This is a genomic window from Ruminococcus albus 7 = DSM 20455 (genome assembly GCF_000179635.2).
Taxonomy (GTDB): Bacteria; Bacillota; Clostridia; order Oscillospirales; family Ruminococcaceae; genus Hominimerdicola; species Hominimerdicola alba.
In genome coordinates, this window is the sequence record NC_014833.1 from 677573 (window position 1) to 691741 (window position 14169).

A 14169-nucleotide genomic window follows, 5' to 3' on the forward strand; every position below is an offset into this window, starting at 1 on the left:
CGCTCGGAAGTATGATCTGAAAATAATTTGGCGGAGGATAGCTGTACTCTTACAGTGCGGTCATCCTCCGCGTTTTCATGTCAGAAAAGGTGTGTTATGATAAGGCGGATAAATATGTGTGAGGGATAATTGGCAACTGCCCACATATACCCCGATGCTTTTGATCTGACCTCTTGACAACCGCGTTACAATATTGTATAATAAGTAATTGGTTACAATAATTTTTGAGATCATAAAGGAGAGATCCATCATGCAGCTTAACGGTTCTGACGTTATCGTTGAATGCCTTGTAGAACAGGGTGTTGACACTATTTTCGGTTACCCGGGCGGTGCAGTGCTGAATATCTATGATGCACTTTATAAAAATTCCGACAGGATAAGACATATCATTACAGCTCACGAGCAGGCAGCCTGCCATGCAGCGGACGGTTATTCACGTACCACAGGTAAAACAGGCGTTGTTCTGGCTACCTCAGGCCCCGGTGCCACAAACCTTGTTACAGGTATCGCTACCGCTTATATGGACTCTGTTCCCATGGTAGCAATAACAGGTAATGTAACAAGAAATCTGCTGGGTCTTGACTCTTTCCAGGAAGTGGATATATGCGGCATAACTATGCCTGTTACCAAGCATAACTTCATCGTCAAGGATCCCGAAAAGCTGCCTGACACTATCAGAGAAGCTTTCCGAATTGCCAATGAGGGCAGAAAGGGTCCTGTGCTTATAGATATCCCCAAGGATATAACTGCAGCGATGATTGAATATGAGAAGAAAGAACCTCTGAAGTCCGAGTATAAGGATCCCGATACTTTTGAGGCTGAGATAGCTGAGGCTGCTGAGCTTATCAAGAAGTGTGAAAGACCTTTCATATATGCAGGCGGCGGTGTGGTAGCTGCTGATGCAGTTGATGAGATGAAGGAGTTCGTCCGCAAGTGCAACGCACCCGTAGCTCTGTCGCTGATGGGTCAGTGCGCTTATGATAATACCTCGGAGAATTATATCGGTATGCTGGGTATGCACGGCACAAAGGCTGCAGCAAAGGCTGTCAGCGGCTGTGACCTTATGATAGTGCTGGGCTCACGTTTCTCTGACAGAGTTCTCTGCAACCCAAATACATTCGCTAAGAATGCACATATAATCCATATAGAGATAGACCCTGCCGAGATAGGCAAGAACATCGAAGTGTACCACCATGTAACAGGAGATGTTAAAAAGGCGATCGCAAGGCTGAATGAACTTCTGCCCGATATGACCCACCCCGATTGGTTCGAGGAAGTTATGGGCTGGAAGAAGAAGTACGCACTGCGTATGGTACCTATCGAGAGTGAGGATGAAGTACTTCCTGACCAGGTTATAAGTACTCTGGACAGACTGACTGACGGCAAGGCTATAATCTCTACCGAAGTTGGTCAGCATCAGATGTGGGCTGCACAGTACTACGATTTCAAGTGCGCAAGAAGCTTTGCTTCCAGCGGCGGACTTGGCACTATGGGCTACGGACTTGGCGCAGCTATCGGCTGTAAGATAGGCAACCCTGACAGAACAGTAGTCAATATCGCAGGTGACGGCAGTTTCTTTATGAACTGCAACGAGCTTTCAAGTCTTGCAAAGCATAAGCTGCCCCTTATCGAGCTTGTGTTCGAGAATGACGTTCTCGGCATGGTTCGCCAGTGGCAGAGACTTTTCTACGGCAAACGTTTCAGCCAGACGAATATCGAGCGCGGAACAGATTTCATGAAGCTTGCAGATGCTTTTGGTATTGAGGGCGTTCGCATAACCAAAAAGGATGAGATCGAACCTCAGCTGAAAAAGGCTCTTGAATACGCAGCAGCAGGCAGACCTGTACTGGTAGATGTTGTCATCAACAAGGATATCAACGTACTGCCAATGGTACCTGCAGGTGCAGATGTAAGCCAGCCTATCATGGAGATCGACCTGGAAAGCTAAATAAAAGATCAACAGCCCGTGAGCGTGAACTCACGGGCTGTTTTCATATCAAAAAAGCGAGAGTGATACAACTCTCGCCTATGACTATTATTTTTACTTGTGAATTACTTTCTCATCTTGCGTATGTTCTCCATAGTACCCATAACGAGAAGTCTTTCGTCTTCTGTAAAGCGGTGGTCAATAGTCGCCATCTTGAAATCGTTGTCCTGCTTTACCGCAAGCACGTTGATATGGTACTTCTGACGAACGTTGCTTTCAAGCAGGTTCTTGCCTATCCAACTGTCGGGAACGCTTATCTCGTAGATCGCGTACTTATCATTCAGGTTGAAATAGTCAAATACACCCTCCGAGCCGAAACGCACCGCGAATCTCTCAGCAGTTTCTTTCTCTGCGTATATTACTTCATCAGCGCCGTTGCGAAGCAGGAATTTTTTGTGTATATCCCTGTTTGCTCTTGCAAAAACATAGCTGGCACCGAGTTCGTGCATAAGGCAGGTGGTTTCAAGCGAAGCCTGAAAATTATCACCTATGGCACATATACATACATCGAAATTGTTTATACCCAGCTCCTTTAAAAACTGCGCATCGGTAGCATCGCCTATACGTGCATCCGTAACGTATTTCAGCGCAGCGTTAACTCTGTCCTCGTTGATGTCTATTGCCAGTACCTCATTACCCATGGCTGTAAGTGATTTAGCCATGTGCTTTCCGAAACGACCCAGACCAACTATCAGAAACGATCTTGCCATATATATTCTCCTTTTTCATATCTTTCCTTGCATTACTATATTTCGGCTTCGTTGAGCACCCATTCCATCAGTTCTTCATACTCACTTCTACTTTTTCCGTTTTGAGCTTCTACTCTTTCCTTGTGTTCTTTGTCTCTGTAATATAATCCGATCGCTACATCTGCTGTTACCAGCATATTGTCTTTAAGAAGGTAAAAGCTATGAATGGATGCATCTAAAACTCCTGTTTCCCAGCCGGAAATAAAGTTGAACGGTTCCTCGTCATCGGTGTCTTTGCCGAAAATATAGTCGTATATCCCTTTTGTATCCTCTTCTTTTTTATATATGGAACTTTTACGTTCAAATACTTTACGTGCGGTTGCAGGTGAGTCTAACAGCATATATTCTAACCGCTGATAATTGTTCTGCGAAGTTGCCGGATTTGAAGGATAACATTGCGTGTATTCTATGTCATATATCTGGTCCGTCCTTACGATCATGGTAACACCGGTAGTGTGTTCGTCGATCTCTTTTCTTGGAGTCAGGTTAGTGCCGGTCAGGCGTTCAATGTCCTCTTCGGTGTACACTCTATTGCTTTCTGAATCCCTGTATTTCAGAAAGTCTATCTTTGAAGGGATGAGTGACACCATTGTGATAACCAGTATAGTTATCACCGATGTTTCAAGGATCTTGTTTATATTCATATATCTGTCCTTTTTATGATTTACAGCATTATCTTCTCCTCAGGCAGCTGGCTCCTGTTCGATGCATAGTTGTTGTGCAGGGATACTATAAACGATATGCCGCCTATACGCCCGAAGAACATTATCATTATGACTATTATAATACTTATATCCGAAAGGGAAGTGGTTATCCCCATGGAAAGTCCTGTAGAACTTATGGCGCTCACCAGCTCGAATACCACAGGGGTAAGCGCAAGTCCGTCAACGCCCGTTATTATCATGGCTGATACTATGACAAGTACCAGGTAAAGGGTAGTTATGCAGCAGGCGTTTCGCACCGTGGTATCGTCTACACGTCTGCCAAAAAATTCCACGCTTTTTTTCTTCCTGAATACAGTGGATATTGTCATCATCATTACCGCGAATGTGGTGACTTTTATACCGCAGGCGGTAGATCCCGGAGAACCTCCCACGAACATGAAGCATATAAGCAGCATTATGGAAGTCTGTCTGAGATTTGCCACTGTAACAGATGCAAAACCCGCATCACGGCCGGATGTTACCAGCATGGATGAAGCTATGATCTTGCCGCCTGTACCCAATTCTCCCATAGTGCCGCTGTTTTTCCACTCAAGCAGAGCCATATCCAGCATACCGAATACATAGAATACTATTGTCACGACAAGTATTATTTTGGTCTGTGCAGAGTATTTTTTTATGTGATGTTTGTGGTCAACGATATCCGACCACGTGAAAAATCCTATGCCGCCCACTACCAGCAGTATTATGATAGGCAGATTCAGCAAGACACTGTCATTGGCTGTTACCAGTGAGCTTCCGGGTTCAAAGTATCCCATAAGGTCAAGTCCTGCAGTGCAGAAAGCTGATATGGAATGGAAAAGGGAGAAATATATACCCTTAGCCCAGCCGAGCCGTGGTACGAACCAGAAGCAGAGCGCTGCCGTACCCAGTGATTCAAACAATACCGTACCTTTCAGTATGAATCTGGACATCTTCACTACGCCGCCCGATGATACGCTTCCTATTGATTCTCTCATGGTCGCACGCTGTTTAAGACCTATCTTCTTTCCCATGAAGCTCAGAGCGAAAAGTCCGATGCTCATGAAACCTACGCCGCCGATCTGGATTATTATGAGTATCACTATCTGCCCGAAAAGTGACCAGTAGGTGTATGTATCATGGAGTGTCAGTCCTGTGCCGCTGAGTGCAGATGTGGTAGTAAAAATGCAGTGGTGCAGTGGGGTGTATACTCTTTCCGTGCTGCTTACCGGCAGGCACAGCAGTGCTGCACCGATAAGTATCACCAGAGAATACCCGAACATAAGGAACTGAGAGAATGACAGCTTTCTCAGTATACTGTGTCCGAACAAATGGGGAAAGGGAGTGTCATCGTTTTCATTTTTTCTAAATATCTTCATTCTATTCTTTCCTCAGTAAAGCATCTTCTGCCAGTCCCATTAACGGACAGAAGGCAGGATGTAAAAAACGATATGGTCATCCCTTTGGTATACCATATTATGGTTGACAATAATACATCGGTATAGATCATCACCGGTCATTGTCCGTCGAAAGACTGCCTGATGTGGTATGTCATGAGGATAACCATAAAAACTAATATATTGTAGCATATTATTATGTATAAAGTATTACCTTTGATGAATATTCCATTAACAATAGAAGTGTGGCCTTTGTTGGATTATGTTAAAAATACTTCAATAACTGAACGGTTGGTCAATTTTTCAGAACAATAAATACATAATAAATCAAAATAACTGAAAAAACTCTTGAATATTGGAGAATAGTATGATATAATATAAACAACTTTGAGATAGTATATTTCAGATATCTTAATTACGGGGGGCGACAGTTTTTGAAAAGGATCATATCCACAGTACTGTGTGTATCGGTTCTGTTATGTATGACAGGTTGTGAAAAGAAAAAAGAATCTGCCGTTGCTTTTGATCCTGCTCCGCCATTCTCGGCACTTACTGAGATCAAGGAAGGCAGAAAGGACGTATATCTCATAATCAAGGATCTTGAAAGCAGCTATTGGCGTATAGTGGTAGAAGGTGCAAAGGCAGGCAGTGTCGATTTCGACTGCAACCTGTATTACAGCGGCTGTAATAATGAGAGCGACTGGGAATCCCAGAGCAGACTTATGGATGAAGCAGTTACCGCAGGTGCTGATGCTATACTCCTATCACCTAATGATTCCGTAAAGCTTTCGGAAAAGATAGATGAAGTGTACTCAAAGGGCGTAAGGATAGTACTTGTTGATACAGCAGCCAATACCGAGCACTATGATGTGTGCTATATGACTGATAACCTGATGGCAGGTCAGCTTGCTTCGGAAGAGATGATGAGGCAGCTTCGCAGCAAGGGATATTCCGATGATGAGAAGCTGGAAATAGGTGTGCAGGTAATAACCACCACATCCCAGACCATCAATGAACGTCTTGCAGGATTCCTTCAGTACTGGGCAAGATATGCCCCTGATAACTGGACGATCATATCCGATATAAAGTATAATGACGGTGATATCGAAAAAGGCTATGAATGTGCGGAAGAACTTCTCAGGGATTACCCTGCTATGAAAGGTGTTTTCGGGACCAATAACAGCTCTGCCTTTACGCTTGCATCCGTACTTAAAAAACATAACAGGAAGGATATCGCCCTGGTGGGATTTGACTATTCCGCTGAGATAGCCGAGCTTATAGAAGACGGTGATTATGCTGTATCTACTGTACTGCAGAGACAGTATGAAATGGCTTATGAGGGTATTAAGACAGCCCTTGAACTTACAGAAGGCAAAGAGATCGAACAGAAATTTGTCGATACTGGTATAGTTGTTGTAAACGCAGAAAACTACAATGATCCTGATGTTCTGGAAGCACTGGATCATAACCGAGGATAATATGAATAAAACGATCACGGAGACAGGTGAACTTAAAAGCACAGGTTCTTTTATCAGGATGATGATCGTATACTTTACAGTATGTCTTTTGGGACTGGCTGTGATGATAACTGCTATCAATTCACTGATGAGGGAGCATGATAAAAAGCTCACAGGACAGATCTGCGACCTGGTCGCAGAAAAGATGAACAATTCAATAAAATATATGACGACCTCAGCGCAGAATATGTCTGCCATGCTGACAGCGCAGAAGCACAGTGATATACAGCTGCTTTATAACGAGTTCAGCGATCTTAAGGGTGACGGATATATAAGTATGGGACTTATTGACAGCAGGGACAAGGTGTATGCCACAGATACCGAGCTTGATGAGTTCAGGAAATGGAGACTTCTCGAGATCGCCCGCAAGGCCGATCCTGTGTCCATATCCTCACCTTACCGTTCGGGATTTTCAGGTGAACCTGTCATAACGCTGTTTGCCGAATTCAGATACGGCAAAGAAGAGAAAGGCTGCCTGTTCCTGACATATCCGCTGAAAGAGATACAGAATATGGCATCTACCGAAACTCTTGCGGATGATACGGAGATATGGCTGATGGATTCGGAGTCCGATAATGTTATACAGTGTGCAGGAAAAAACAAGTACGCTATAGGCAGCTGGGCAAATGCCATGCTTATCTTTGACAGCAAGATCGAGAAAAAAGATGTTGTTGCATTTGAAAAATGGAAGGAATCCATGCACAATGATGAAAGGGCTACGGGTGTGGTATACAGGATAGGAGATGTCACCTATTCACAGGTATATGCAGATATAAATTTCATGCATGGCTGGAACGTAGTTGTAAGGATGCCGAGCAGTGCTATGTCATCTGCGATGGAGCGTTTCAGGAGTATAGTGATACTGTATATAGTACTTCTTCTGTTAGCTACTATTGTAATGTTCCTGCTTACCCACAGACGTGATGTGGCAGACAGAGAGATACTCAAAAATCTTTCCATACATGATCCCCTTACGGATGTAATGAACAGACGTGCTCTGGATGTTGCGGCAAATAATTATTTCCAGCGTATGCTCAGACCAGAATGTGCAGTGCTGTTCATAGATGTTGATTACTTCAAGCAGGTAAATGACCGTTACGGACATGATGCAGGTGACAAGGTGCTCAAGGAGTTTGCTGCACTGCTGAAAGATCTGTTCGGTGATATCGGACTTATATCGCGGTACGGCGGTGATGAGTTCCTTGTGTTCATAAAGAATGCGGATAAGCAGAAGATAGAAGAAAAGCTTGCAGAACTGACATTAAGGGCGCATGAGATCCGTCCTATCACCCGAAGGGAAGATGATTATTACAGTTTGAGCTGCAGCTGCGGCGGTGCTATGTGCTCGGATAATGCAAAGAACTTTGAACAGCTCAAAGCCTGCGCGGATGCCGCACTATATGAAGTCAAGGATCATGGCAGAGACGGCTATGGCTGGTATGAGAGCTCGGGCAGCAGATAATAGGATCCTCAAAACGGCGCATTGATGCGCCGTTTTTTATGTTTTCAAATCGTTGACATTTTCTTAAAATAGTGGTATAATCTTAACTAAGTATAAATAAATTGTATCCTTGGAAGGAGCAGCTTTATGGAACAGCTAGTAACATTCAGCGCAGCCATGACAGCGCATATCAATTATGCCATGCAGCAGAATGCTGTACCTGTCATACGCAGTATAATAATGACCAATATTTCGGACAGAAAACTCAAAAATGTATTTTTAAGACTTACCTTCGACCCTGATTTTGCTGAGGGGTATGAGTCTGCTGTTATAGACCTTGAACCTGATACCCCCGCTGAGATATCGCCTGTAGGGGCTGTTATGCGTCCGGAGGTCTTTCTTGCCATTGACGGGAACTCCGAGGGCTATGTACGCATAGAAGCTGTTACACTCACAGATGAGGGTGAAGTCATTCTCGGCAGAGAGGTCAAAAAACTTGAACTGCTGGCAAGGGATACGTGGACAGGTGTGAACTTCATGCCTGAACTGGCTGCAGCGTTCATAACCCCTAATCATCCCGCGGTACGCGAGGTGCTGTCAAAGGCTTCGGCGATAATGGCAAAGCAGGGAGGAGAGCCTTCGTTCACAGGATATCTGACACGTAATCCGAATATCGTCAGACAGCAGATAAATGCCATATATACGGCTATATCGAATGAGAACATCACCTGTATACAGCCTGCCTCAGGCTTTGATAAGGTACAGAAAGTCACCATGCCGAATGAGGTGCTTTCAGGAAGAAGCGGTACATCCCTTGATCTTGCACTGCTGTTCTGTTCGTGCTTTGAAGCCGCAGGTCTTAACAGTCTGCTCGTTATGACTTCCAACCATGCTATAGCGGGGTGCTGGCTTGAAGAGGATTCTTTTCCCGACAGCCTGCAGTACGATATGACCGCACTTACAAAGCGTATGGCAAACGGTGTGGATGAGATATCACTTATCGAATGTACGGATATTTGTACAGAAAATGATGGTGAGGCATCAGCTGTGCACGCAGCTGATGTCCTGGCAAAGGCGGCTGATTTCTGTTTTGCCATAGATGTGAGCCGTACCCGCAGCAGCGGTATAAAGCCGGTACCTTCATTTGAACCCGACGGGAACGGTGGGTTCAGGATCGTGGATCACGGTCTGCCTGAAAGGCGTGATACTCCTGCTGACGGTGTTTCACCGGATAATATCCCTGATGTCGGCAGTCCGCGGGAGATAACCAAGCAGATGGTCTGGGAGAGAAAGCTCCTTGACCTCAGCCTGCGCAACAGCCTGCTTAACTTCCGCCCCACCTCATCGAATGTGCAGCTTATGGTGAATGATCTCGCATCACTTGAAGACGAGATAGCTGCAGATGAAACTTTCAGGATAATGCCTGTCCCCTCTGATCTCAAAATGGAGATGGACGAGAATAAGATATATGAAACAGATACTCAGCGCGAGAAGATATCTGAGATAGCAGCGGGAGAATTCCGCTCAAAGCGCCTGCGCACCTTTATGACCGAAGCCGAACTTGAAAAGACCATGAAGAAACTGCACCGTATGGCAAAGGTCAGCATGGAAGAAAATGGTGCAAACACTGTGTATCTTGCACTCGGTTTCCTGCGCTGGTATGAAACCGACAAGAGCGAGCGTCCGCGCTATGCGCCCCTTGTTCTGGTACCTGTGGATATCATCAAAAAGGTTCAGGACAAGAGTTTCTCCATACGCGTCCGCGATGAGGATACCCAGGTAAATATTACTTTGCTGGAAATGCTCAGGCAGTCCTTCGGCATAGATATAAAAGGTCTTGACCCTGTCCCGGTGGATGAGAGCGGTGTGGATATCCCTCAGATATTCAGCATTGTACGCAAGGGCGTTATGTCCCGAAGCCGCTGGGACGTTGACGAATACGCATTTATCGGACAGTTCAGCTTCAACAGGTTTATAATGTGGAACGATATCCGCAACCGTGCAGATGAACTGGCACAGAACAAAGTTGTTGCAAGCCTTATCTCGGGAAGAACAGAATGGGAGGGCAGAGATATCACCGTTTCGCCCAATGATCTTGATGAGATAGCCCCATCGGATATGGCAGTGCCTGTTGCGGCAGACTCATCTCAGCTTGCAGCGGTGGTAGCATCAGGTCAGGGTCAGAGCTTCGTTCTCCACGGTCCTCCCGGCACAGGCAAGTCCCAGACCATAACCAATATGATAGCCAACGCTCTCTATCACGGACGAACTGTCCTGTTCGTAGCGGAGAAGATGGCTGCGCTGTCGGTGGTTGAAAAAAGGCTGGCAAAGATAGGTCTCGGACCTTTCTGTATAGAACTGCATTCCAATAAATCCCAGAAGCGTGCTGTTCTTGATCAGCTGAATGAAACGCTCAACGTTGGCAAGATCAAAAAGCCCGAAGATTATCAGGCTCAGGCGGATAAGCTGAAAGCTCTCCGTGCAGAGCTGAATGGTACCATGGACGAGATACATAAAGTACGCAATTACGGGATCTCCATGTACGATGCAGCTGTGCGCTACGAACAGAACAGAGCATTTGACGGCAGGATGTCGTTCACGGATGCCCAGATAAGCGCCATGACCTCCGATACCTATACTGTATGGAAAGAACTGGCAGAAAGCCTTGCCAACCTCGGCGGACAGTTCGGTGAGATAGGCGATACTCCCCTCAGATACTGCCGCCTTACTGAGTGCGGCATATCCACAGCGGATGATTTCCGCACAAAGCTTACAGAACTTGATACTGAACTCACAAAGCTGGAACAGGGCGGCGTTTCAGCCCTTGCGGGCATAGATGAACCAACCTTTGAACAGCTGATGAGCCTTATGGATATATGTGCTGCTGTCGGGAATGACGAGGGATTCGTTCTGCCTGCAGTGCTTACAGGCAATAAATGGGATATGTCAAGACCCGCGATAGAAAAGACTATGGCTTCGCTGAACAGCCTGCAAAGCTGTAAAGCGGAGATATCTGAAATATTCGAGGATGCCGTTTTCGGTTACGATGCCGCAAAGGCACAGACCGAGTGGAAGACGGTACAGGCTAAATGGTTCATACCCAAGTATTTCGGCAGCAAAAAACTGGTAAGGGAACTTGCGGTTTACGCAAAGAAAGCTGATGCTGTCACCAAAGAGAATATCACCGATTATTATACCAAGCTGATAAACGCATCACAGCTTAAAGCCGAAATCGAAAACGGTCAGACGGCTTCGCAGGAGATATTCGGTGCACTATGGCAGGGTGAGGGTACGCAGTATAACACACTATCAGCCTCACTTAATAAGTCCCTGAACGTGCGTGCTAAGCTCGATTCAGCTCCCCTTGATGCAGAACAGAAAGCTTCTGTTGCTGCAAAACTCGGTGCAGGTGAACTTCCTGCATACAAAAAAGACAGTCTGGCAAAAGTACTGGATGAACTTGAAAAGAACTACAAAACAGACACCATGAGCCTTGCTAATGGTACTCTGAACGATGCACGCGGACGTATCTCCGCACTTATTGCAGAACTTCACCGCCTGAAAGATTGGTCTGTCATAATGAGTTTCATTGATAAGCTGGAAAAAGCAGATGCCGCCAATATAGCGAAAGCTTATCTGGGCGGAAAAACGGACAGCAGCGAGCTTATCCCTGCTTTTGACTGCGCAGTGGCAAAAGCCGAAGTCAGCCTCACTGTAAGAAACAGCAAAGCGCTGACCGCATTCACAGGCACGTTGTTTGAAGATACTGTACGCCGCCTTAATGATGCCCATGAAAGCTTCAAAAAGCTGACTATACAGCAGCTGGCGGCAGAGCTTTCTGCAAAAGTACCTGCGCCCGGTGACGGAGCAAAAAGCAGTGAGCTTGGCATTCTTCAGCGTGCTATCAAGAGCGGCGGCAGGATGATGAGCATACGAAAACTCTTTGACAGCATACCGAATCTGCTGCGAAGGATATGCCCCGTCATGCTCATGTCACCTATCTCAGTGGCGCAGTATATCGACCCTTCATATCCCAAGTTCGACCTTGTTATATTCGATGAGGCTTCTCAGCTGCCCACCTGCGAAGCTGTAGGCGCTATTGCACGCGGTGAGAACGTCATAGTTGTAGGTGACCCCAAGCAGATGCCGCCTACCAGCTTTTTCTCCTCAAATCAGGTGGACGAGGAAAACTACGATAAGGAAGACCTTGAAAGTGTGCTGGACGACTGTCTGGCTCTCTCCATGCCCCAGAAGCATCTGCTGTGGCACTACCGTTCCCGTCACGAGAGCCTTATTGCGTACAGCAATTCAAAGTATTACGAAAACAAGCTTTATACTTTCCCCTCGCCTGACGATCAGATAAGCGAGGTGAGCTGGGTGAACGTTGAGGGCTTCTATGACAAGGGAAGCACCAAGACAAACCGCGCCGAAGCGGAAGCTGTTACAGCCGAGATATGCCGACGTCTGCGAGATCCTCAGCTGATAAAGCATTCCATAGGTGTGGTAACTTTCAGTCTGCCTCAGCAGAATCTGGTGGAGGATGTCCTGGCAGACGCTTTCCGCGCAGAACCACAGCTTGAAGAACTGGCAAATTCCATGTATGAACCTATACTCATCAAGAACCTGGAAAATGTTCAGGGCGATGAGCGTGATGTTATACTATTTTCTATCGGCTACGGTCCGGATAAGGAAGGCAAAGTCAGCATGAACTTCGGTCCTCTCAACCGTGACGGCGGCTGGAGAAGACTCAACGTTGCCATATCCCGTGCAAGAGAGAAAATGATAGTATACTCTGTTATACGTCCCGAGATGATAGACCTGTCCCGAACCCGTTCCGAGGGCGTTGACGGTCTTAAAGGCTTTCTTGAATTCGCTGCAAAGGGAAGGGCGGCACTTCCTGTGCGTGCAGGCAGCGGAAGTCTTGGTACGGGCTTTGAAAAGCTCGTTGCAGCCGAACTTGAACAGCGGGGCTACAGGGTGAAGTGCAGCGTGGGCTGCTCCGATTATAAAGTAGATGTAGCAGTAGCAGATCCCGAGGACGAAAATACCTATATCATCGGCATCAACTGCTGCGGAAGAAAATACTATGAGAACGGTACTGCCTATGACCGTACAATATCTCAGCCCGGTGTGCTGAAAGGTCTTGGCTGGAACGTTGTGAGCGTTTATATACTCGACTGGCTCACGGATAAAAACAAGTGTATGACCTCTATAATAAACGCGATAAATGAAGCTATAGAAGCTAAGAACGCTCCTGCTCCCGCTGAAGAAGAGCCTCCCAAAAAGGCTGAGCCGCTGCAGTTTGAGCGCGAAGAGGTTTCCTCACTTGCCGATGAATGCGCTGAATATGTTCCGTTCATACCGCCTGTTCAGGGCAAGTCTGAGGACTTCAACGAGCTTGCCTCCGATAAGATAGCAGCCTGCATAGATACCGTCCTTGAAGCCGAAGCTCCGATCAGCAGGGAAGTGCTTCAGAAGCGCATACTGACAGCCTGGGGCGTGGCAAGGCAGAGCAATCTCACTAAAGCAGCATTTGATATAGCTCTTGTTAAATCAAACGGAAAGTCTGTGGTTTCGGGTGATAACGAATTTATATGGCGCCGTGATCAGGATCCTGCTGCCTATGATATCTGCAGGGCAAAGTGCGATCACGATTCACGACGTGATATCAAGGATATCCCACCCGAAGAGCTTGGCAGCGGTATCATACTTATACTGTCAAGACAGATAGCTATGCAGCGTGATGATCTTCTGCGTGAAACTGCTCATCTGTTTGGCTTTACAAGGGTGACTCCTGCACTGGAGGTCGCAGTATCTCTTGGAATAAAGGCGGCAAAGCAGCGTGGCAGGTTAGCTTTTGCCGAGGATGGTAAGGTGACTTATGTTGAAGAATAAAGCATTGATAAAGCTGGGCGCGTTGCTGCTCCTGGCAGCTGCCATAAGAACGAAACTCTGCGTATACAGGGTTACTGGCAGCAGTATGGCACCCTCACTGCATGACGGTGATCTTGTGATATGTATGAGATCGCACCGCCCCGGAAAGGGCAGCATAGCGCTGCTTCACCGCGGCAGCAGCCTGATGATAAAACGTGTGATAGCTATAGGCGGAGAGCATCTGCGTATCGATGGCACAGGCAGGGTCTATGTGGATTCTGTCCTTTTGAAAGAACCATATCTGCGCGGAAGGCGCACACCTGATATACCGCTGTCACTAACTGTGCCGAATGGATGTGTATTCGTCATGGGCGATAACAGGGCTGACTCCGTTGACAGCCGTTCACCGCTGATAGGATTTCTTCATCACAGCCGTACATTTGCCGTTGCATTTGCTGTGCTTTCCCCGAAAGGGCTTGATCTTCTGTGATATTTGATAAAAGGCAAAAAATGATTGCAAA

Annotated in this window: 8 protein-coding genes; 5 read left to right on the top strand and 3 right to left on the bottom strand. The window is 46.5% G+C overall.

The window, feature by feature from the left end; all coding sequences use genetic code 11:
• Positions 1-250 precede the first annotated feature (250 nt).
• Complete coding sequence (gene ilvB / locus RUMAL_RS03065) at positions 251-1948, top strand: biosynthetic-type acetolactate synthase large subunit (protein WP_013497345.1); 1698 nt, start codon at positions 251-253, stop codon at positions 1946-1948.
• A 104-nt stretch (positions 1949-2052) separates the two neighbouring features.
• Here the strand turns inward: ilvB and RUMAL_RS03070 are convergent, their stop codons facing one another.
• From RUMAL_RS03070 to RUMAL_RS03080, 3 genes are read right to left on the bottom strand one after another with little or no spacing between them, the layout of a single operon-like run.
• Positions 2053-2697 (bottom strand): potassium channel family protein, encoded by a 645-nt coding sequence (locus RUMAL_RS03070; RefSeq protein WP_013497346.1) that lies wholly within the window; start codon positions 2695-2697, stop codon positions 2053-2055.
• A gap of 35 nt (positions 2698-2732) precedes the next feature.
• On the bottom strand, positions 2733-3380 hold the full coding sequence (locus tag RUMAL_RS03075; protein ID WP_013497347.1) for a hypothetical protein: 648 nt from the start codon (positions 3378-3380) through the stop codon (positions 2733-2735).
• A gap of 20 nt (positions 3381-3400) precedes the next feature.
• A complete protein-coding gene (locus RUMAL_RS03080) occupies positions 3401-4798 on the bottom strand; it encodes a TrkH family potassium uptake protein (RefSeq protein WP_013497348.1) in 1398 nt (465 codons plus the stop codon).
• Positions 4799-5250: 452 nt separating this feature from the next.
• Between RUMAL_RS03080 and RUMAL_RS03085 the strand changes: the two genes are divergently transcribed.
• The 4 genes from RUMAL_RS03085 to lepB all read left to right on the top strand — a co-directional run bounded on the left by RUMAL_RS03085 (position 5251) and on the right by lepB (position 14138).
• Positions 5251-6294, top strand: coding sequence for an ABC transporter substrate-binding protein (locus RUMAL_RS03085; RefSeq protein WP_013497349.1), 1044 nt, complete (start codon positions 5251-5253; stop codon positions 6292-6294).
• On the top strand, positions 6251-7795 hold the full coding sequence (locus tag RUMAL_RS03090; protein WP_242837697.1) for a sensor domain-containing diguanylate cyclase: 1545 nt from the start codon (positions 6251-6253) through the stop codon (positions 7793-7795). Before RUMAL_RS03085 ends, RUMAL_RS03090 begins: the two co-directional genes overlap by 44 nt.
• Positions 7796-7921: 126 nt before the next feature.
• The gene (locus RUMAL_RS03095; RefSeq protein ID WP_013497351.1) at positions 7922-13669 is read left to right on the top strand and encodes a DUF3320 domain-containing protein; all 5748 of its coding nucleotides are present in this window, start codon (positions 7922-7924) and stop codon (positions 13667-13669) included.
• On the top strand, positions 13656-14138 hold the full coding sequence (gene lepB, locus RUMAL_RS03100; protein ID WP_013497352.1) for a signal peptidase I: 483 nt from the start codon (positions 13656-13658) through the stop codon (positions 14136-14138). Before RUMAL_RS03095 ends, lepB begins: the two co-directional genes overlap by 14 nt.
• The last annotated feature ends 31 nt before the right edge of the window (positions 14139-14169 follow it).

Excerpts from the sequence above, each read along its gene's own strand:
- ilvB (WP_013497345.1), top strand. The coding sequence starts at position 251 with ATGCAGCTTAACGGTTCTGACGTTATCGTTGAATGCCTTGTAGAACAG.
- RUMAL_RS03070 (WP_013497346.1), bottom strand. The coding sequence starts at position 2,697 with ATGGCAAGATCGTTTCTGATAGTTGGTCTGGGTCGTTTCGGAAAGCAC.
- RUMAL_RS03075 (WP_013497347.1), bottom strand. The coding sequence starts at position 3,380 with ATGAATATAAACAAGATCCTTGAAACATCGGTGATAACTATACTGGTT.
- RUMAL_RS03080 (WP_013497348.1), bottom strand. The coding sequence starts at position 4,798 with ATGAAGATATTTAGAAAAAATGAAAACGATGACACTCCCTTTCCCCAT.
- RUMAL_RS03090 (WP_242837697.1), top strand. The coding sequence starts at position 6,251 with ATGATCCTGATGTTCTGGAAGCACTGGATCATAACCGAGGATAATATG.
- RUMAL_RS03095 (WP_013497351.1), top strand. The coding sequence starts at position 7,922 with ATGGAACAGCTAGTAACATTCAGCGCAGCCATGACAGCGCATATCAAT.
- lepB (WP_013497352.1), top strand. The coding sequence starts at position 13,656 with ATGTTGAAGAATAAAGCATTGATAAAGCTGGGCGCGTTGCTGCTCCTG.